Source organism: Nostoc sp. JL34, assembly GCF_017114945.1.
Taxonomy (GTDB): domain Bacteria; phylum Cyanobacteriota; class Cyanobacteriia; order Cyanobacteriales; family Nostocaceae; genus Nostoc.
On record NZ_JABXKQ010000044.1, the window covers coordinates 241,139 to 264,609 of the forward strand.

Annotated in this window: 3 protein-coding genes and 2 pseudogenes; all 5 read right to left on the minus strand. The window is 42.1% G+C overall.

Annotated elements, in window-relative coordinates; all coding sequences use genetic code 11:
- Window positions 1–59 precede the first annotated feature (59 nt).
- Window positions 60–4,322 carry a beta-ketoacyl synthase N-terminal-like domain-containing protein gene (locus HWQ44_RS09215; protein WP_292717766.1) on the minus strand — a complete coding sequence of 1,421 codons (4,263 nt, stop codon included), beginning with the start codon at window positions 4,320–4,322 and terminating at the stop codon, window positions 60–62.
- Complete coding sequence (locus HWQ44_RS09220) at window positions 4,319–15,289, minus strand: non-ribosomal peptide synthetase (RefSeq protein WP_292717768.1); 10,971 nt, start codon at window positions 15,287–15,289, stop codon at window positions 4,319–4,321. Before HWQ44_RS09220 ends, HWQ44_RS09215 begins: the two co-directional genes overlap by 4 nt.
- Window positions 15,286–22,026, minus strand: coding sequence for a type I polyketide synthase (locus HWQ44_RS09225; RefSeq protein ID WP_292717770.1), 6,741 nt, complete (start codon window positions 22,024–22,026; stop codon window positions 15,286–15,288). Before HWQ44_RS09225 ends, HWQ44_RS09220 begins: the two co-directional genes overlap by 4 nt.
- Before the next feature lie 797 nt (window positions 22,027–22,823).
- Window positions 22,824–23,000 (minus strand): annotated as a pseudogene (locus tag HWQ44_RS09230) (DUF6444 domain-containing protein); the annotation flags it as partial.
- 24 nt (window positions 23,001–23,024) lie between these two features.
- Window positions 23,025–23,392: pseudogene (locus tag HWQ44_RS09235) on the minus strand (IS5 family transposase).
- Window positions 23,393–23,471 lie beyond the last annotated feature (79 nt).

Here is a 23,471-nt window from a genome sequence, read left to right on the forward strand (position 1 = left end):
TATTACCTTCATACCGTCAACTAATTCGTAATTCATAATTAATAGCTATTTGATGTCGATCATATTGCTATTTCTTCTCTATCAATTGCACCTAAGTTTATATCTGGTTCTGGATGTTGTTTCTCTAGCTTTAGTGCTATTTCAGCTATTGTGGGAGACTCAAACAAACTTGCGAGAGATAATTTGATATAAAAAATATTTCGTAATCGGGACAAAACCTGAACAGCTACTAAGGAATCTCCTCCCAATTCAAAAAAGTTGTCATTGATTCCCACTTGCTTGATACCCAAGAATTCTTGCCAGATATCAGCAATTTTTTGCTCAAGTTCATCGCGGGGAGCTATATATGAATTTGGCAAATCAGGTCTTGAATAGAGTGCAGATAAGTTTTCTGGCTGAAAATTATCCGACTTTCTTTGTAATGAAAGCTGTGATTTTTGGTCAGTCTCATTTTGTCCAAACTTTGTGCTAAACGCGACTGGTATAGAAGCTTGAGCCATAATAATCTTATGCTCAAACGCTTCAGTTTCTGGAAAAGCAGCAACTTGGACAAAATCTTGAGCGCGTAATGCTTCAAACCACTCATTTTTGATAATAAAAGGCTGACCTGGGCTGCGTCTATTATCATCTAAAAGTTTCAACAGCAGACCCCAAGTGATATCAAAGTCTATTTTCGGCTGAGTAATTTCCCACACTAAGAGGAAACCGCCAGGAGCTAATAAAGAGCGCACATGGTGGAGTGTTTGATCTATGTTCCGAGTTGCGTGCAACACATTAGAGGCGATGATAATATCAAAGCTAGACTTTTCAAATCCTTGCTCAGTTGGCGACTTGTCTATATCTAGTAATCGATATTCAACAAATGGATAGTCCTTAAATTTCTGTTGGGCTTTAGTCAGGAAGCCGCTACCAATATCAGTAAAAGTATAGTTGGTTTGTTTTGAAGGCAACACAGGTAGTAATGCTTGCGTAGACATACCAGTTCCCCCGCCGATTTCCAGAACTCTCAGGTGAACTGATGATGGCAATGACCTGACAACTTGTTCCAGGCTTGAGCGCAAGATAGAGTTGTAGTAATTTAGTAATCCCAATTCTGAATTTGAACCGTTGTTTTCTTCTTGATAAATCAGTTCATTGAAAAACTCTAAGGGTTCTTGTTCACCAACAACAACGGCAGCTAAATTTTCACCACAACGCTGTACTAAATCTACTGTTAGAGATTTAGCAGCCATTCTCACTCTGACTTCTTCTAAAAGTTCATGAATCAAATCTTGCGAACATGGCACTAGTCCAGTAAATAACCCCTCCTGTTGCTGTAGTTGTCCTTGCACCACTAATATTTGCAACCATCTACACACTAATTGTTGATAACGAGGAGTTATATGGCATTGCGTTAACAAATTCTCCAAAGAATACTTTTCTTCGGCATTCTTAAAAGCCCCTAATTGCTTGAATGCAAAGTTGATGTAGGCTGTACATAAACGATCCAAGCACTGTCTGTTCTCTTGATATGTTAACTCGTTGAGTTCTCCATCTCTAACACTTGCTTGATTCTGGCCTGCTTCTATGAGCGATGTCCACAATTGTGATGTTGTGGGTAAAGTTTGCAACTGCCCCCCAGTTGTTTTTTGTGGGGGGTCAATCCAATAACGTTGGCGCTCAAAGGGATAAGTCGGTAAGGGAAGACGATAATATTCCTCCTGACTATAGAATCCAAACCAATCTATATTGACTCCAGCCAGCCAGAGTTGACCTAATGTATTGAATAAAACACGAGTATCGGATTGCTTTTCTTGAGGATGACGTACCGAAGTCAACACCGTTTGTGCGGCTGCTTTGTCTGGATGCCTTTTGGCTAATGTAGTGAGTGTGTGTCCTGGCCCCACTTCTAGTAAGACTTGCTCAGGTGTTGCCAATAATTTCTCTACACCTTGGGCAAACAGCACTGTGGAACGCAGATGTTGAGCGTAATACTCAGGATTTGTGGCTTGTGTGACTGTAATCCATGTACCAGTCAGGTTGGAAATATAAGGAATTTTTGGGGGATTTAAGGTAACTTTTTTGACTCGTTCTACAAATGCCTCTAAGATTGGTTCCATCATTTGCGAATGGAAAGCATGGGAAGTATGCAGACGGCGACATTCAACCCCTTGAGTAGCTAGCTGATTTTGTAGTGCCTCTATTGCTGCTATAGAACCGGAAACGACGCACTGCAAAGGTTGATTAATCGCTGCAACAGAAAGTTCCGATCCTAATAGGGATTTTACCTTGTCTGCCGGCAGGGGAACAGAAAGCATTGCCCCACTAGGAAGTTGCTGCATTATCTGTCCGCGTGCTGCTACCAGAGATAAAGCATCTTCTAGGGAAAAAACTCCTGCTAGAGTTGCTGCTACATACTCGCCAATACTATGACCGATCGCAGCTACAGGATTCACTCCCCATGACTGCCATAATTTAGCTAGGGCGTATTCAATTACAAAAATAGCAGGTTGAGCGATCGCTGTTTGTTGAAGTTGCTGCGATGCCTCATCAATCTTTTCCTCACTGGGGTAAATAATATGACGTAAATCTTGCTCTAGCAAGGGTTTAAGAACTTCCGAGCAATAATCAACTTGTTCTTTAAATACTGTCTCAGTTTCGTAAATTTCCCGCGCCATGTTGACATACTGAGAACCTTGACCAGGAAACATAAAGACAATAGACCGTTCTGTAATCTCTGTATAATTGGTAAAAACTTGTTGAGCTGCTAAACTACTGAGATTTTTGACAGCATCTTCTAAGTCTTGACAAATTAACATCCGTCGATGATTAAAACCCCGGCGACCACTATTGAGCGTATAAGCTACATCGCCTAAGTTGAGTTCTGGATGCTCTTTTAAATGCGTGATTAAATTATTTGTCGCCTTCTCCAGTGCAGTTGCAGTCTTAGCAGAAAGTACCAAAAGTTGATAATTTCTCCCCTGCTCCCCTGCTCCCCTGCTCCCCTGCTCTAACAAAGGAGTTTCTTCCAAAATCACATGAGCATTCGTCCCCCCCATACCAAAAGAACTAACTCCAGCACGGCGAGGGGTGTTATTTGTTTTCCATTCAGTTAGGGTTGTATTGACGTAAAAAGGACTGTTGGCAAAATCAATTTTGGGATTAGGTGTCTCAAAGTGCAAACTAGGAGGCAGCATTTGATGTTGCAGTGCTAATGCAGTCTTAATCAAACCTGCGACACCTGCTGCTGTATCCAAATGTCCAAAGTTGGTTTTTACCGAACCAATAGCGCAGAAGCCTTTTTTATCAGTACTTTCAGTAAAAGCTTGAGTTAAAGCTGCGATTTCAATCGGATCTCCTAAAGGTGTAGCGGTGCCATGAGCTTCAATATAGGAAATTGTTTCGGCATCTACACCAGCTATAGCTTGAGCTTCGCTAATGACTGCTGCTTGACCACTGACACTGGGAGCAGTGTAGCCGACTTTCATTGCACCATCATTATTGATCGCTGAGCCTTTAATAATTGCATGAATGTGGTCGCGATCGCTTATTGCATCTTTTAATCTTTTCAATACCACAATACCTGCACCGCTACCGGCAACAGTTCCTTGTGCTTGAGCATCAAAAACACGACAGTGTCCATCAGGAGAAAGAATCATTTCCTCTTGATACAAATAACCTCTTTTTTGGGGAATGCTGATAGAAACTCCACCAGCTAAAGCCATATCACATTCACCATTTAATAGACTTTGACAAGCTAAATGAACAGCAACTAAAGAAGTAGAACAGGCAGTTTGCACATTCACGGCTGGCCCTGTTAAGTTGAGTTTATAAGCAACTCGTGACGGCAAAAAATCTTTATCGTTGGAAATTCCCAATTGGAGAAGGCTAAATGTCTCTAATAATTGATGATGAGGATAGAGATTATTGAGCAAATAACTATTTATCCCCACACCACCATAAACCCCTATTAAACCGTTGTAAGTTTGTGGGTTATAACCAGCCTTTTCTACAGCTTCGCAAGCTAATTCTAAAAATAGGCGTTGTTGTGGATCTATTAACTCAGCTTCTTTAGCACTATAAGTAAAGAAATTTGCATCAAACAATTCAATCTCTGATAAAGCAGCACTAGCTTTCACATAATTAGAATTACTCAGCAAATCTGGAGAAACACCAGATTTTATCAATTCTTCATCTGTCAACCAGGAGATAGACTCTACACCATCACGTAGATTTTGCCAAAAAGATTCAATATCTTTTGCCCCTGGAAAGCGCCCAGCAGTAGCAATTATTGCTATCTCAGAATTGTTTAAATCATTATTATTAACTGAATCTACTTTCATTTCTTACCTTTTTTTTGAGAACGATGCTGTTGTCTAAGTTGTAATTGTTGATTTCTTAAAGATTTACTATCACTATGAGGTTGAATACGAGAACTCTTTTCTGTAAACGTATCTTCTTGATTGAATTTAGTATTCAAATATTGGCTTAAAGTATGTATAGTTGAGTAATTAAACATATCAACTATTGACAGTTGCAAACCAAATCTTTCTTGCAATTGCTGATTAATTTGTACTAGTAGTAACGAATGCCCTCCTAGTTCAAAGAAATTATTGTAAATTCCTACCTTTTCTAGTTCCAGCGCTTTTTGCCAAATGCCAGCAATGATTTTTTCTATTTCTGTATTTGGGATTACATAATCTGAGAGTTCCTGATGTAAATCTGGGTCAGGTAGAGCGCGACGGTCTACTTTGCCGTTAGGTGTCAGGGGTAAGGACTCCAGCATCACAAAAGCGGCTGGCACCATATACCCAGGCAGTTTATTAGAAAGGAACTGTCGTAGTTCGCTGGTTGTGGGTGTTGCCTGTGAATGCGCTACTACGTAGGCGACTAAGCGTTTATTACCTGGAATTTCTTCACGGGCTATGACACAACATGTCTGCACATCACCATGTTGGCTCAGTATTGCTTCAACCTCGCCTAACTCAATGCGGAAACCGCGTATTTTTACTTGGTTATCAATTCGCCCCAAGTATTCGATGTTGCCGTTTGGTAGGTAACGCGCCAAATCTCCAGTTTTATATAATTTACTCTTTCCTATCTCCTCAAACGGATTGGAGATGAATTTCTCTTGTGTCAACTCTGGACGGTTAAGGTAGCCTCTGGCTAACCCCACACCACCGATGTGTAACTCTCCAAGCACACCAATCGGCACTGGTTGTAAATTTTCGTCTAAAATGTAGACTTGTGTATTGGCGATCGCTCTACCAATAGTTATTTTCTCGTCATCATTGCATTTTGCGTTGCCTGTGGCTAGCGTAGCTATCGTGGCACAGACAGTAGCTTCTGTTGGCCCGTAGGCGTTGAAGAAGTTTCTGCCAGCAGACCATTGCTTGATTAATTCAGCAGAACAGGCTTCTCCGGCTACAATTACTGTTTGCAGTGCCGGAAGTTCCGACTCAGGCATAACTGCTAACGCCGATGGTGGTAGCGTGATATGCGTAATAGAATAATCACGTAATAGCTTAATTAACGGCTTTCCTGGCAATAGAGAGTCTTTTGTTCCCAGGTAAAGTGTTGCACCTGACCCCAAAGCCATCACGACTTCCCAGATAGAAGCATCAAAACTGAAAGAGGCAAATTGAAGAATGTGACTATCCCAAGTCAAGCCAAAAGTTTGAATCTGAGCTTGAGCTAAGTTGCATAATCCCTTATGCTCAACCATAACGCCTTTAGGTCTGCCTGTTGAACCGGAAGTATAAATCACATTAGCTAGATGAAAAGCTCTGGCTCCACTGACAGGATTACCTTGATTGTTTTGGGTAATTTGTGACCATACCTCATCTAAGCAGACAAGTTTCGCCCCAGAATTAGGCAATCTATCAACGAGTCGCTGCTGAGTTAACAGTAACGAAACTTGAGCATCTTCTAGCATGAAGCTCAAACGCTCAGTTGGGTAATCGGGGTCAAGCGGTACATACGCTCCACCCGCCTTGAGAATCCCTAACAGGGATACCACCATTTCTACTGAACGTTCTATACAAATGCCAACCAACACATCTGGTTTTACACCCAGAGTTTGCAGGTAATGCGCCAATTGATTCGCACGACAATTTAATTCCCGATAGGTCAAATGCTCCTGCTCAAATACCACCGCTACTGCTTCGGGGATGCGCTCAACAAAGCTCTCAAACAACTGATGGATACACTTATCTTGGGGATAGTCTGCTTGAGTATTGTTCCATTCAACTAATAACTGCTGTTGCTCATATTCTGTAAGTATTGGCAATTGGGAAATTTGTTGCTGTGGATTAGCCACAATACTTTCAAGCAAGGTCACAAAATGACCAGTCATTTGCTCAATGGTGCTGCCATCAAACAAATCAGTGTTATATTCCCACCACCCCACCAGTCCAGTAGTAGTGTTCTCTATTAATAAACCCAAATCAAACTTAGCAGTTGTCCCTTGTACCACTAATGGACTGACAGTCAACCCAGCAAGCTCTACTTGCTGCATGGGTGCATTCTGGAGGGAAAACGCCACTTGGAACAGTGGTGTGTGGCTAAGATCCCGTTCTGGCTGCAATGCTTCCACCAGCATTTCAAAAGGCAAGTCCTGATGAGAGTATGCATCCATTGCCATTTCTCGAACGCGACCAAGTAATTCGCTAAAGCTAGGATTGCCTGCCAAGTTGGTACGCATCACTAAAGTGTTGACAAAAAAGCCAATTAACCCTTCAATCTCACTGCGATCGCGGTTAGCAATTGGTGAACCAACCAAAATGTCTGCTTGTCCTGTGTAGCGATAAAGTAGAGTATCAAATGCTGCCAACAGCGTCATAAAGAGGGTACAACCTTGCTCTTGGCTTAGTTTTACTAATTTATCGGTTAACTCAACTGACAGTACAAACTCCTGATGTGCGCCAGCGAAAGTCTGCACAGCAGGTCTTGGTCGGTCTGTGGGAAATGACAATAAAGCTGGTGCATCTTTTAGTTGCTGTTGCCAGTAACTCAGTTGGCTTTGGAGTACATCTCCTTGCAACCAGTTTCTCTGCCAAATTGCAAAATCTGCGTATTGAATCGGCAGTGGCGCTAAAGGTGACAACTGGTCTTGAGAATAAGCATCGTACAGTGCTGCTAGTTCTTGGACAAACACATCCATTGACCAACCATCAGAGACAATATGGTGCATACATACACCCAAGACATATTCTGTCTCATTAAGCACTACTAATGTTGCTCTGATTAATGCTTCACTTGCCAAGTCAAAAGGTTGAATAGCTTGTTGTTGAGCTAATTGCTGTGCGGCTATTTCTTGTTCGCTTGTGGATAAATGCTTCCAGTCAACAACTGAGACTGTCCAATTCGTTTGTGTATGAATGATTTGAGAAGGTTTTCCATCAACGGTGATAAAGTTGGTGCGTAACGCTTCGTGGCGATGAACAATTTCTTGTAAGCTTTGTTCTAAGGCAACTTGATTGAGAGTTCCGACTAGACTTAAAGTTAGGGGTATGTTGTAGAAGGCACTGTTCGGCTTTAACTGGTCTAAAAACCATAGCCGTGTTTGAGCAAATGACAGTGGTAATTGTGCATCCTTTTCCCTTGGTAAGATGGGTGGGGAAGTTAGTTCTAAGTCCTGTTGCTGTAACTGCCCAATCGATTGCGCCAATTCGGCTACTGTCGCTTTTGCAAACAACTCACGTAATGTTAGTTCTACTTTAAAGCTGGTGCGAATGCGTGAAAGTAGTTGGGTTGCTAGTAGCGAATGTCCCCCAAGTTCAAAGAAGTTATCATGTATGCCTACCTGCTCCAGTTTCAAGACTTGTGCCCAAATTTGTGCCAGCATTTCTTCAATTGGCGTACGCGGGGCAACAAATTTTTCTAGCAGTTTGCTGTCTAACTCTGGTTTTGGCAGTGCGCGGCGGTCTACTTTGCCGTTAGATGTCAGGGGCAAGGACTCCAGCAGTACAAAGGCTGATGGCACCATGTATTCGGGTAGCTTCTTTTGCAGGAAACAGCGAACTTCACTGAGTAATAAACTCGAACTGCTCCAGGTTGGTTTTACACAATCGCTGACTAAAGTGCTACCAGACTCCTGTCGTTGGTACTGGTTTATGGATGGTCGTCTGGCATAGATATTGTAGAGTCCAGTATTTTCTAGTACAGCATCCTGCTCTATAGTTAGGTCGTATCCATGTTCTTTTAGCAGGTCTGCAATCTCCTCCAACCTACCGTTAATGTTATGAACCTCTACAACTATCTGCTGAATCTTTTGCCAATCTTTTTGTTGGATGCCAGAAAGCACATCCCGCTCACTTTTCTCCACGTCGATTTTTAGTAAATCGATCTTCTCAACGCCATGCTCACCCATCACCTCAGAAATTGTTCTTAAGTGGCAAGTGAATTGCTGACTCTGCAATTTCTCTGCTAGCAGTTCATCAATTGTCTGACTAGATACTCCTGTGTCATTTTCTCCAATATTTTGTTGTTTGAACAAAAAGGATTTAAGTACCTCTCGCTCTTGATCGGTATCTGCAAAGCGCCCGGAAATGACGGAAACTTGAGGATAATATGTAAAAATGTCACTCTTTGTCTCGCTGGAAAGGCCAAGATTAAATAGCTTTACATTTAAGCCATAGCCCTCAGTATTTAGGCGTAACAGATCAAAAACAGGTGGAATTGGCTCAAATGCGTAAATAGAAACATCTTTACATCTTTGACCTACGAAGAGTGCGAACAGACCGATATTGGCACCCACATCAAAGATACAATCCCCTTCATTGATGGTAATACCATGTTTTAAATAAGCTTGTTCCTCCCAAAGTTCTTTGTAAACGAATTCTGTTTCGTTTTTATTCAAATGGGCAATCACCGTGCCATTTGGCAACTCATAGAGTAACTCTTCATTCAGCAGACTTTTGTTTTTAAAGCGAAGTAGTTGTAGAACTGGGAAGGCATACTCTTGATCGGGGACAATATAAGCTACCAGACGCTTATTGTCAGGATCGTCTTCTCGGGCGATGACTACAGTTTCTCCCACAGCCTGGTGTTGTGTTAGCGCGGCCTCAATTTCTCCCAACTCAATGCGGAAGCCCCGCAGCTTAACTTGATTGTCAATACGCCCCAGGTACTCAATATTACCGTCACTTAAGTAGCGTGCAAGATCGCCAGTTTTGTAAAGCCGTGAATGCAGGTCATCGCTAAATGGGCTAGGGATAAATTTCTCATTGGTTAAGTCGGGGCGATTGAGGTAGCCTCGTGCCAACCCCACACCACCGATGTGCAATTCTCCTGGTATACCAATCGGCACTGGTTGTAAGTGAGAGTCTAAAATATAAATTTGTGTATTGGCGATCGCACGACCAATGGGCACTGTCCTAAGATTACCATCTGGTTTGCATTGCCAATAAGTGACATCAATTGCCGCTTCTGTTGGCCCATAGAGATTGTGCAATTCACAGTCTAACCGAGCGAAAAAGCGTTCCTGGAGTTCTTTTGGTAGAGCTTCGCCACTACAGATAACTCGTTTTAAGCTACTACAATTTTTTACACTTTCTTCTTCTACGAAAGCCCGAAGCATAGAAGGTACAAAATGCAGTGTAGTCACCTGCTGTTCCTGGATTAGGTTGGCCAAGTAAGCAGTATCTTTATGTCCACCTGGTTTAGCCAAAACTGAACGCGCTCCAGTTATTAATGGCCAGAAGAACTCCCAAACTGAAACGTCGAAGCTAAAAGGAGTTTTCTGTAAAATGCAATCTACTGGTGTTAATTGATAAGCTTGTTGCATCCACAGTAGGCGATTGTAAATCCCCAAGTGAGTGTTCATTGCTCCTTTGGGCTTTCCAGTCGAACCGGAAGTGTAAATTACATAAGCCAAGTTAGTGTCTTGCACACCAGTAATTGGATTATCCTGACTTGACACAGAAATAGATTGCCAGTCAGTATCTAAACATACAATTTGCGCTTGATGCTCAGGCAGCCTTTCAATAAGTTGTTGTTGTGTCAGCAGCACTCTCAATTGAGCATCTTCAAGCATAAAGCTCAAACGCTCTTGGGGATAGTCTGGGTCAAGTGGTACATAAGCACCACCCGCTTTCAGAATCCCCAACAGTCCGACAATCATTTCCAATGAGCGTTCTATATAAATGCCTACTAGCACATCTGCTTGTACGCCCAATGAGCGCAAGTAATGAGCTAACTGATTAGCTTTGGCATTCAATTGGTGGTAAGTCAGTTGTTGATTTTCAAACACCACTGCTACAGCATTTGGTGTACGCTTCACCTGCTCCTCAAACAACTGATGGATACACTTATCTAGTGGATAATCAGCTTGAGTAGAGTTCCACTCAACAAGTAACTGCTGCTGCTCAACTGCTGTCAGCAGTGGTAATTGCGAAATTCGCTCATTGGGATTAGCAATAATACCTGCGAGCAATGTCACAAAATGACCCGTCATTCGCTCAATGGTGTTGGCATCAAACAAATCAGTGTTATACTCCCACAGCCCCACCAGTCCAGCAGCAGTGTTCTGCATTGATAAAGTCAAATCAAACCTGGAAGTTGTACCTTCTACTACCAGTGGACTAACGGTTAACCCAGTCAACTCCAATTGAGACATGGGAGCATTTTGGAGGACAAAGGCCACCTGAAACAGTGGTGTATGGCTTATATCCCGTTCTGGCTGTAATGCTTCTACTAACATTTCAAAAGGCAAATCCTGATGAGAGTATGCATCCATTGCCATTTCCCGAACACGACCCAGTAACTCACAGAAACTAGGATTGCCTGATAAGTTGGTACGCATCACTAAGGTATTGACAAAAAAGCCAATTAACCCTTCAATTTCACTGCGATCGCGATTTGCGATCGGTGAACCAACCAAAATGTCTGCCACACCTGTGTAGCGATAAAGTAGAGTATCATAAGCTGCCAACAGCGTCATGAACAAGGTAACTCCTTGCTCTTGACTTAACTGTATTAACCCACTAGTTAGCTGCTTGGAAAGTGCAAACTGTTGATATGCCCCTGCAAAACTCTGCACAGCAGGTCTTGGTCGGTCTGTGGGAAGCACTAATAAACCTGGTGCATCTGCCAGTTGTTTTTGCCAGTAACTCAATTGGCTTTGCAGTACATCCCCTTGCAACCACTGTCTTTGCCAAATTGCAAAATCTGCGTACTGAATCGGTAATGGTGGTAACGGTATCGGTAATGGTGGTAATGGTGTTCGCGTAGCGTCTCGTAGAGAGGTTTGACCTTGAGAATAAGCATTGTATAGTGCTGCTAACTCCTGAACAAATACATCCATTGACCAGCCGTCAGAGACAATGTGATGCATACACACTAACAAGACGTGTTCTGTCTTATTAAGTACTACTAATGTCGCCCTAATTAATGCTTCAGTTGCTAGATCAAAGGGTTGAATAAGTTGTTTTTGCGCTAATTGCTGTGTGAAAATTTCTTGTTCAGTTGTGGATAAATGCTGATACTCAACAACTGAGAACGTCCAATTTGTTTGTGTTTGAATGATTTGAGAAGGTTTTCCATCAACTGTGATGAAGTTGGTGCGTAACGCTTCATGGCGATGAATAATTTCTCGCAAGCTTTGTTCTAAGGCTGCAACCTTGAGAGTTCCTTGAAGATGCAAAGCTGTAGGTATGTTGTAGATGGCGCTGTTCGGCTCGAACTGGTCTAAAAACCACAAACGCTGTTGGCCATAAGACAGTGGTAATTCTGCATCCCTTGCTCTTGGTAAGATGGGTAAAGAGGTTTTTTCTAAGTTTTGTTGCTGCAACTGCCCCATCTCTTGTGCCAATTCGGCTAGTGTTGCTGCGGCAAACAGACTACGCAATGGTAGTTCTACTTTCAAGTTGGTGCGAATGCGTGAAACCAGTTGCGTTGCTAGTAGCGAATGCCCCCCAAGTTCAAAAAAGTTATCGTAAATGCTTACTTGCTCTACTTTCAGCACTTGTGCCCAAATTTGTGCCAGCATTTCTTCAATTGGGGTGCGTGGGGCGACAAATTTTTCTAGCAATGTGCTGTCTAACTCCGGTTTTGGCAATGCGCGGCGGTCTATTTTGCCGTTAGATGTCAGGGGTAAGGATTCCAGCATCACAAAAGTGTTTGGCACCATATAGCTGGGGAGTTGGTTGGCTAGGAACTGACGTAGTTCTGCGGCAGTAGAAGATTGTTTTACCTTCGGTACTACGTAAGCTACTAAACGTTTGTCGTCAAGTTCATCCTCCCGAACCAGCACCACGCTTTCCCAAACATCTGGGTGTTGCGCTAGTAGTGCCTCAATTTCTCCCAACTCAATGCGGAAGCCACGAATTTTCACTTGTTGGTCAATTCGCCCTAAATACTCTAACTCGCCATTGGGCAAGTAACGAGCTAAGTCTCCTGTTTTGTAGAAGTGAGAGTACTTGGTAGACGCTTCTCTACGAGAGGCTCCGCCAACGCGATCGCAATTAAAGGATTGGTCTTCTTTCGCCCCTTTGCTCCCCTGCTCCTCGGTCACTGAGCGGCTTGCCTTGAGCGGAGCCGAAAGGAGCCGAAGTGCTGCTCCCCTGCTTTGATCGAAGGGATTAGAAATAAACCTCTGTGCTGTGAGTTCAGGGCGATTAAGATAGCCACGCGCTACCCCAGCACCGCCAACGTACATCTCGCCAGGAACCCCAATTGGCATCGGCTGTAAATATTCATCTAGCACATACACCTGTAAGTCAGGAATCGGACGACCAATTACACTTGCTGTGCCATTTAAATCGGTTTTACTCAGTGGACGATAAGTTACATGTACAGTGGTTTCCGTAATCCCGTACATATTTACTAACTGTGGCAATTGGTCGCCGTGACGCTCAAACCAAGGCTGTAAACTCTTCAGTTCTAGGGCTTCTCCACCGAAGATAACCAAGCGTAAGTTCAAATTGCCAGTAGTTGCTGTTGACTGTTCGGCTTGAATCAACTGACGGAAAGCTGAAGGTGTTTGATTGAGAATTGTGACTTTCTGTTGACACAATAACTCGAAGAAAGACTCAGGCGATCGCGTCACCATGTAAGGCACTACTACTAGTCGTCCACCATACAGTAAAGCTCCCCAAATTTCCCATACGGAAAAGTCAAATGCATAAGAGTGGAACAGTGTCCAGACATCATCTTGATTGAAGCTAAAAGATGCTGCTGTGGCTTCAAATAGACGAACTACATTTGAATGGTTGACTAAAACGCCTTTGGGCTTACCTGTGGAACCAGAAGTGTAGATGACATAAGCTAGGTTATCGGGTGTCGCGATGTTTTTCGGGTTTGATTCGCTTTTTTGAGCAATTTTTTCCCAGTCGCTGTCTAAGCAGACAAGATGCGCCTGATGTTCAGGAATAGACTCTACTAATTGCTGTTGGGTTAGCAGCACCGAAACTTGAGCATCTTCTAACATGAAGCTTAAACGCTCAGTCGGATAATCGGGGTCAAGTGGCACATAAGCTCCACCCGCTTTGAGAATACCTAATATTCCCACGATTGTTTCTAGCGATGCCTCCGGCAACGTCTCCGACGAACGCTCCACACACAACCCAACCAGCACATCCGCTCCCACGTCCAAAGACTGCAAGTAATGCGCCAACTGGTTAGCGCGACAGTTCAACTGGTGGTAAGTCAGTTGTTGATTTTCAAATACAACTGCTACTGCATCTGGGGTTCGCTCAACCTGTTCTTCAAACAATTGATGGATACATTTATCCTGGCGATACTCTACTTGTGTGTTGTTCCACTCAAGCAATAACTGGTGTTGCTCAACTTCTGTAAGCATTGGCAATTGCGAAATCTTTTGTTGTGGATTGGCCACAATTCCTTCCAGCAAGGTCACAAAATGCCCCAGCATCCGCTCGATAGTGCTGACATCAAAAAGGTCAGTATTGTACTTAAAAATCCCAGATAAAGAAGAACTTGCTTCTGCGATCGTCAGATTTAGATCGAACTGACCCTCCATCTGAGGCATTTCAAAAGGTTTGAGTTTAATTCCTTCTTTATCTACTTCACCTCCTAACCACAGTTGTTGCGTATGCTCAAACTGCCCCAAGTTCTGGAAAAGGAAGTTGAATACAGCCCCAAAGATAGGAGAACGGCTCGGATCGCGCTGTGGCTGCAATCTTTCTACCAGTAGAGCAAAGGGAAAATCTTGATGTGCTAATGCTTCTGATACTGTTTGGCAAACTTGAGTCAGAAACTCTTGAAAACTGGGATTTCCTGAAAGATTCGCCCGCATAACCACTGGATCGACAAAATAGCCAACTAGTGGCACAAATTCCGGTTGAGTTCTACCTGATGTGGGCGCACCAACCAGAATATCCTCTTGCCCCGTGTAACGATACAAGAGAACCTGAAATGCAGCTAGCAGAACTATGTATTGGGTCACGCCTTCTGCTTGAGCTAGCTTTTTCAGTTGTTCTGTGAGCTTTTGGGATATTTTGAAATTATGAGAAGCGCCGTTATAGGTTTGTATGGCTGGTCTTGGTCTATCTGTTGGCAAGTTGAGTACAGGCAACTCTCCTGCGAGTTTTTGCTGCCAGTAGTTCCACAGTTTTTCTCCTTGAGTACTGGTTAATAATTCTCTTTGCCAACGAACGTAATCTATATAGGAGTGCTTTAGAGGAGTTAGAGATGGCTGAACACCTAACTCTAGTGCAAGATAGACCGTTATTAACTCTTCTATTAGTAATAGTACAGACCAAGCATCAACAGCAATATGGTGTATGGTCACTAACAAGATATGTTCCTGCTGTGAGCAACTGAACAAACGCACCCGCATTATCGAATCGTTTTCGATGTTGAAGGGTTGTTGGTATTCCTGAAAAACTCTTTGCTCAAGCTCCTGCTCTCTCCAAGTAGAGGCATTTATCTGTTGAAAATCTGTGAACTGAGTTTGATGGATCTGTTGAACAACATTATTATCTTGCTTAAAAAATTTGCTACGTAATTGGGGATGACGCTCAAGAATAATTTGTAAACTTTTTTGTAAACTTGTAACATTTATAGGTGAACAGATACGACACGTAAAAGCTACATTATAGGCTGCGCTTTTAGGTGCTAATTGCCACAGAAACCACAGGGATTGTTGACCGTAGGAAAGAGGATAAATATTTAAAATATCTGAGCGATCGCGCAGTAACTGTAAAATTTCAGTTTTGTGCTGTTTGAGTTGAGCAATGACATCAGGAGTTAATAAATTTTCAGAACCATCTATTAGCAATTTTTCTCCATCATGCCCCAACTCAATTCCTTTAAAAGAAATATCTTGTAAAAATTCTAATAAATTCATAATTCTATTTTAATCCTATTACTATTTTTGATATTTACTAGTTGAAATGGCTCATTATTTTCCTCCTGAACTTCTTTATCTAATTCATCATCAGAATCTAAGCTAAGTTCTTCCAATAGATAATCAGTTAGCAAATCTACAGTAGGATACTTAAAAACTAAATTTAGCGGCAAAGAGCATTTTAAACTCTTTTGCAGATGATTTTTCAAATCTAAAGAAGTTAGTGAATCCATGCCTAACTCGAAAAAGCCTTTTTGTAGATCGATAGATTCTGATAGATGCCAACCGAGGACTTTAGCCACTACTGAAAAAATATGATCCTGCAAAAGTTTTCGGCGCTTGGTAATATTTGTTGTCTTTATTTGTTCAAGCATCTCAGATTGCATAACCACAGTTTTTACTGAAGTTTGTAAAAAGTTAGCGAACAACGGCGAAACTGAATTTGATTTTTCTAAAAACTGCACCCAATTCATAGGCATAACTGCAACTTGAGTAGAGGATTGACACAGTAATTGCTCTAGAGCAACTAATCCCTGTTCTGGGTCAAACGTTCCAATACCCCGCGTTTTTGTTTGCTCATCAAGTTGACGCTCTGCGAAGGCTCCTACTTGTGACCAAGCTCCCCAGTTAATGCTCAAACCTGCTAGTCCTTGAGCCTGGCGATGATGGGCTAAAGCATCAAGAAAAGCATTGGCTGCCGCATGGTTAGATTGACCTGCATTACCAAGTAAAGAAGCTATAGAAGAAAACATCACAAAAAAGTCTAAAGGCTGGTTCTGAGTTAAAGTATGCAGATGCCAAGCTCCTTCTACTTTTGGAGCCAAAACTTTTGCAAAGCGTTGCCAGTTTTGTTGTTGTAGAACGCCATCATCCAAAACACCAACAGAATGAATAATTCCGCGCAGTGGTGGTATTCGCTCAATTTCTGAGAGTACTTTTGTAATTTGTTCGGCATCAGACACATCGGCCTGAATAATATTGACTTGAGCGCCAGCCTGTTCTAACTCTTGAAGTTGCTCATGAACAGCGACACTTGCACTACTACGCCCAACTAACACCAAATGTCTTGCTCCCCGTTCCACCATCCAACGAGCTACCAATAAACCCAAACCACCCATACCGCCAGTTATCAGGTAGGTACTATCTTCACGGAAACTTAGAGGTTTGGGTGCTGTTTCTAGATAATCTTTAGGCTTCTGATAGCGAGCTAACCTAGCGACATAACGCAGTTGGTCTGTAAAGGCAATCTGGTCTTCTGTAGTCGGCAACCAAATTTCCTCAAATAAGGCTTGCACCACTTTTACATCTGCCTTTGGAGCTAAATCTACTCGCACACAGTTGAGTTCTGGATGTTCGGTAGCGATCGCCCTTGCCATTCCCCACAAGCTTGATTGCGCTATTCCCTCTAGGTTGGCGATCGCCACTGCTCCTTGAGTTACTAACCAGAGGCGAGGATGAGCAAATAAATTAGCCCCTGTCAATGCCTGGACTAAATGCAAGGTGCTACCACATCCTAGTAAAGATGCCGTAGCTAAATTGGTTGCGGTGAGTTCTGCTGCTTTAACTGTATCTAAACTCCAGCAATGAACGACACCATACAAATTCAAGGGTTTGCTATTGATTGCCTGCAATAGCTTTTGATAATGTTCTGGGTTGCTTGGGTTAATTTTGAATTGTTGCTGGTTTAATTGTTCATATTCCTCACCAACAAATACCAAGGTACAAAGTTGTGAGTGAGTATCTAGCTTGTCAGCTAACTGTTGCACTATACCTTGCTGATCTGCGAATAACAGCCAATGTTTTGGCTCAACTTGTACCGACTCATTTGGTAATGGTGGTACTTGTGCCAGCATTACCATTGCTGGAGATAAAACGCTTTGAGTCTGTTGAGTAGATGATATATTGACTGTGCTTATAAACCCAGTCTCTTGCAATACTTCTTGCCATTGGGTAGCACTAATTAAGGGATAGTCTGGGCGCAAGTGCAAATCGCTAAATCGCCACCATCCTGGAGTTAAGCCAAAGATTAAGTCCAGCCAACGCTGACGCTGAGTTGTTTCTAATAAAATTAATATGCCCTGTGGTGCTAATAATTGCTTGGTGTGTTTGAGGGTTTGTTGTAAATGTTGGGTGGCGTGCAAAACATTGGCAGCCACAATTACATCATATTGCTGCTTTTCAAACCCTTGGCTAAAGGGGTCTTTTTCAATGTCTAATACTTGATATTTTACAAATGGGAAATCCTGGAATTTCTCTTGGGCTTTTTGAGTAAAAGAGATCCCAATATCACTGAAGTGGTATTCGGTTTGCTCACAGGACAAATGTGGTAGTAGGTAAGAGGTTGTTCCCCCAGTTCCCGCGCCAATTTCTAATATTCTTAATCCCCGTCCAGTTGGTAAATGCTCGACAAGTGAAATTATGGCTTGTTGAGCTAAGATATTCATCACTTTTGTCAGTGGCGAATTCTCATATAATTGGGCTGTAGTTGAGTCGTTTTCGGGGAAAAGCAATTGCAATGGATCGCATTCGCCCTGTAGTACTTGGGCTAATGATGGGCCGCAACGTCCTAGAAGAGTGAATTCAGCATTTGCTATTGGATATTGAGTTAACAGGGCATTTAATTCAGCTTGCGGAGCGATGTCTTCTGGTTCGCGGATAACTTGCCATTCCAAAGCTTTTGCCTCTAACACCCCTACTTCTGCTAACATCTCTAGTAGTCGCTTGAATAGCCGTTGATGTTGGCTGACTACTCCTAATTGGTTAGCGATCGCACCTGTTGTGAAGCGCTGCCCTAATTGCGGTTTCCATCCCATTGCTGTCAGGGCTTGCAGCACATAGTTAATACTGAGTGATTCTAACTGACTGACTGCTGCTTCATAAACTTTTACCTGTGGTTCAGCCATCAATTGAGAATATTGTGGCTGAAGTTTAGGACTAATTTCTGCAAGTGCTGGCAGGTAATTTGGAGACAGTTGCTCATTGCTAAAGCGCACTTGAGGTTGCCACTCTACTTCATACAGCCAATTTTCTACAGAATTTTCTTTGAAGTCTAACTGGAGACTTTGCAACAAAGTATTAGGAGTCGCTTTTTTAGCCTCAAAACCTTTGATGTCTGCAATCAACTGCCCGTTAGCGTCAAATAGCCTGATATTTGCTACAAGGTTATCTGAATCAGAGTTCTCAGACTGCGTAGGCGTAGCCCGTCGGAGACATCGTACTGCATGACACCATAACTGCTGACTTTGGGGACGTTGGTAAAATTGGAAACTTTCAATTGCGAAGGGTACAAAAGTGTCTTCACTAGGGAAGAAAAAGCTGGTCAGTTGCAAGCAGGAATCTAGAAGACCTGGATATAATTGATACTCCTCTAAATCATCTACTAGGTCAAGCCATTTAAGCTTGGCTAGGGCTTCTCCTTCTCCACACCAGACACAATCAAGCCACTGGAAGCTTGCACCAAATTGAATCTGCCGCTTTTGCCAACTTTGGGAAATTTCCACAGCAGCTATTTGTTGAGTACAGCGTCTCTGTATCTGTTGGAGAAAGATAGTTTCTGATGTAATGTTAATGCCTTGTGAGATTTTCCCTGTGGCATGGACTAACCACTGGCTTACCTGAGTACTACTATTCGGAACTGTATCAAAGCTGATGAGTTGGAAAGATGCGCTAATCTGCTCAAAAGACAGCACCAGCTGCACCGTGCGCGCTTTATCTTCGGGGATAACCAATGCTTGAGGGAAAACTATATTTTCTAACAGACATGACTCACTGTGGAAAGTCAATCCTGCTGCACCCAATAGCAAGGAGAGATAACAGGCTCCAGGTACAACAATTTGGTTATAAACTTGATGATCTACTAAAAACGGTAGGGTTTTGGTACTGAATTCAGACTCAAACAAGATTTCTTTGCTTAAGGGCAACTGAAGCTTTTTGTCTAATAATGGGTGCAGTTTTGTCGAGTTTTGTTGGCGTTGAGGTTTACGGGGTGTATTCTCAATCCAATAGCGCTGTCGTTGAAACGGATAAGTGGGTAATGTAACTTTCTTGCGGAAATAGTCGCGGTCAAACCCTGACCAATCTACTGCCATTCCACCTACATATAACTCACCCAAACTTGAAAGCAACTGTTGCCATTCTGGCACTCCCGGACGCAGAGAAGGCAACCACAAACCCACACTCTCAGGCAAGCACTCACGACCCATACCCAACAAAATTGGCTTAGGCCCAACCTCTAAAAAGACTTCATGCCCAAGTTGATGCAATATCTGCATACTATCAGCAAACCGCACTGTTTGCCGGACGTGATTCACCCAGTATTGTGCATTGGTGATACTCTTGTCAGCAAGTTGTCCGGTGATATTAGAGACTAATGGTATCTGGGGTTGGTTGTAAGTTATTTGACTAGCTACTTGTTCAAACTCCTTCAATATGGGTGTCATGAATGGAGAATGGAAAGCATGGGATACTTGTAACCGCTTCGTTTTTACCCCCTGTGTTGACAGTTGCTGACAAATAGCAGCAATGTCTTCACTGGCTCCCGAAATCACTACACTTTCCGGCCCGTTGATGGCTGCTAATGCCACTGTGTCATGAAATGGCGCTATAACTTCCCGCACTCTTTCCTCTGAAGCCATCAGTGAAACCATCTCGCCTCCAGAAGGCAATTGCTGCATCAACTGTCCCCGATAGGCTATGAGTTTAAGTCCATCTTCTAGGCTGAAAACGCCAGCCACACAAGCAGCAACATATTCGCCTACACTATGACCCATTACCACATTTGGTTCAATACCCCAAGATTTCCACAGTTGATACAGGGCATATTCAAAAGCAAATAATGCTGGTTGGGTATAGGCGGTTTGATCAATAGGCAGAGGGGCAGAGGGGCAGAGGGGCAGAGGGGAAAATTCTTCTTTCTCGCCTGCTTGGACAGGATAAAGTACTTCTAACAAAGAATGCTTCAGATAAGGGCGGAGAATTTCATCGCACTGCTCGATAGTTTGGCGGAAGATGGGTTGGCTATCGTAGAGTTGGCGACCCATATTGATGTACTGGGAGCCTTGACCAGTGAATAAAAAGGCTATCTTTGCTGGCTTTTTGCCGGGTCGATCGCTAATTAAGCCGGCGGTGTCTTTCCCAGATACGAAAGCAGTGAGTTGATTAACCAGCTGATCTCTAGAGTCGGCCACAATAGCAAGGCGGTAGTCAAAATGCGATCGCCCAGTGTTGGCGGTGTAACAAATATCTGCTAGCGATATCTTCAAATCAGATTTTAAATAGGTTTGATATCTTTTTGCTAGTTCTTCTAGAGCCTTATCAGTTTTTGCCGAAAGTGCCATCAAGTGGCTTGGACGCTCAATATTCGTCACCACTATTTCTTCTTCTGGCACTGACGACTCTTCTAGGATTACATGGGCATTAACACCCCCAAAACCAAAGGAACTTACCCCTGCTCGTCTAGGAATAATTTTTCCTTCTTTTGTCTTTAAATGTTGCCAGTTTTTTGTTTCTTTTACTATATAAAAGGGACTACCATCTAACTTTATTCGAGGATTTAATTGCTGAAAGTTGTTAATTCTTGGCAATTTTTTATATTTCATTGCCAATAATACTTTTATGATCCCGGCAATACCTGCTGCTGATTCTAAATGTCCAATATTTGTTTTTACTGAACCTAATCCACAATAGCTTTCTGCGGTTTGTTCAATACCATAGTGCTGATACAGTTGTGTATATGCTCGTTTTAAAGCATTAATTTCAATTGGATCGCCTAACGGCGTACCTGTTCCATGAGCTTCTATATAAGATATTGTATCAGGTGTAATATTTGCCTTTATACATGCAGACCTTACAACTTGTGATTGAGAATAAGCATTGGGAGAGGTTAAAGTACGAGCATGACCACCATGATTTATGGCGCTCCCTTTAACTATTCCATAAATATAATTTTTATCCTCAATTGCTTTTCTCAAAGGTTTTAATAAAATGACACCTGCACCTTCACCTCGCACATAACCATCTGCTTGAGCATCAAAGGTTTTGCATTTACCTTCGGGTGATAACATACCCAACTTACTAAAAGAGATATAACTAGTCGGTGTGCACAATACACTGACACCACCAACTAATGCCATCTCACATTCATTTTGATTGAGTGAATTCACTGCTTGGTGTATGGCTACAAGTGAGCTAGAACAAGCAGTATCTATAGGAATACTCGGCCCATGAAAGTTGAAAAAGTAAGAAATTCGATTGGGAATAATAGAAGTATATGTACCTGTAGAATTATATCCTTCGATAACTTCGCCCTTATCTTGTAATTCTTTATAATCGAAATTACAAACGCCAACAAAAACACCAACGTTATTTCCTGATAATTTTAATGGTGAATATCCAGCATCTTCTAAGCATGACCAACTCAGCTCTAGCATGATCCTTTGTTGAGGATCTGTTCGCAGAGCTTCTCTCTCTGATATCTGAAAAAATTTCGCATCAAATTTATCTACATCTTCGATAAATCCTCCCCATTTACTAGTACTTTTATTGGGAAGTTCAATATTTGAAGAATAAAAATTATCAATATTCCATCGCTCTTGAGGTATATCTGTTACACTATTAACTCCTTTTTCTAAACTTTCCCAAAACTCATTATAATTATTTGCTCCTGGAAATCTACACCCTATACCAATAATGGCGATCGCCTCTGACTGAATGTTAATAATTTCTGCTTCATCGTTCATAATTAAACTCACTAAAAACTAACTCTAATTCTTTAACTGTATTAGCTTCTACATTTTCCTAAATATTCTATTTATTTAAATCAATATTACCTTGCTGCGCCTTGGATAAAAATGAGTTGACTTATATAACAAGGCTTAAGCTTTTCTATAATAAGTAAATCTTTAATTTATTTGAGAAGAAATCTTACAGATTCAGTCTTGATTACATTTTGCATAAATAGCCTTGATAATGGCTTTAATTCCATATCCCATTGGACTATTTCCTACAAGCGTTATTAGACCAAACATCTTTATACCTCCTACGATACCAAACGGAGTTCCCAGCGCTGTAAGGGTGGCTGCGATCGCAGTATAACTAACTCTTGATATGACTGATGATTTTACTCTTTTTTGATAAAGACTAATTTATTGTTGAAACAAACTTGTTTTCTTTAAATTAACATACTTATAATTTCAATTTAAGCATAATCTCATTTTTCTAGAGAAAATGCAACAGCATTTAAAACAATTAAGTTAAGACAGTTAAGACAGTTAAGACAGTTAAGACAGTTAAGACAGATATTTTTTCTTAACTGCCACTTAACTTTCCTAACTTTCTTAAGTTTCTTAACTGTCTTAACTGACCTTGAAAAAATATTTAATTAATGATATACGTTTAATGGGCAAGGTCTATCAAATACTTGTCGCTTAATGATTTTTTCTACTTCTATTTGGGAGACATCGCACCCACACGATGAGCAGAAGCATGGTGTTGGATGTTCTACAACATTATCTGGATGCAACACTTGTTCCAATGTCTACCCTGGATGACCTAATTGTCCCCCTGATGGGCGTTTTCCTTTCTCTGTTAAACTTTTCGTGCGAATTATTGTCGCCTTCTTTTTGAGTCCGTCACTTGAAGGTGGCTCTGAATTATTGTGGCTATCTAACCCCAAACGTCTCTCTAGCTGTGCTATTTTTTCCCGCAGTGCTTCATTTTCTTGCTCTAGGGCGTGTCATTAATTGAGCCAAATAATAGAAACAGCAAGATAAATTGCACCGAGAAAGTTGGCAGCACGTTTGTCGTAGCGCGTTGCAATTGCTCGATACTGCTTGAGTTTGGCAAAGAAGTTTTCAATCAGGTGACGAGCTTTATACAAATCTTGGTCGTAGTCACGAGGATTATTACGGTTACGCTTGGGGGGAATCACTGCGGTTTTGCCTTGTGCCGAATCAGTCGCTCAATTACTCGCTCCGAAGCATCATAGCCTTTGTCTGCTAACACTGTGTCAGCAACAATGTTGAGTAGCAGTTGGTTGGCTCCATCAAGGTCGCAAGCTTGCCCTGGTGTCAGGTAGAAGCTTAGTGGGTTGCCCTTTATGCACATTTAGCAGCAATTCATTTTTGGTTTTTCCCTGATTCCCAAACTTACTTTTAATTGACTAGCAACAATAGCAAATATCTGA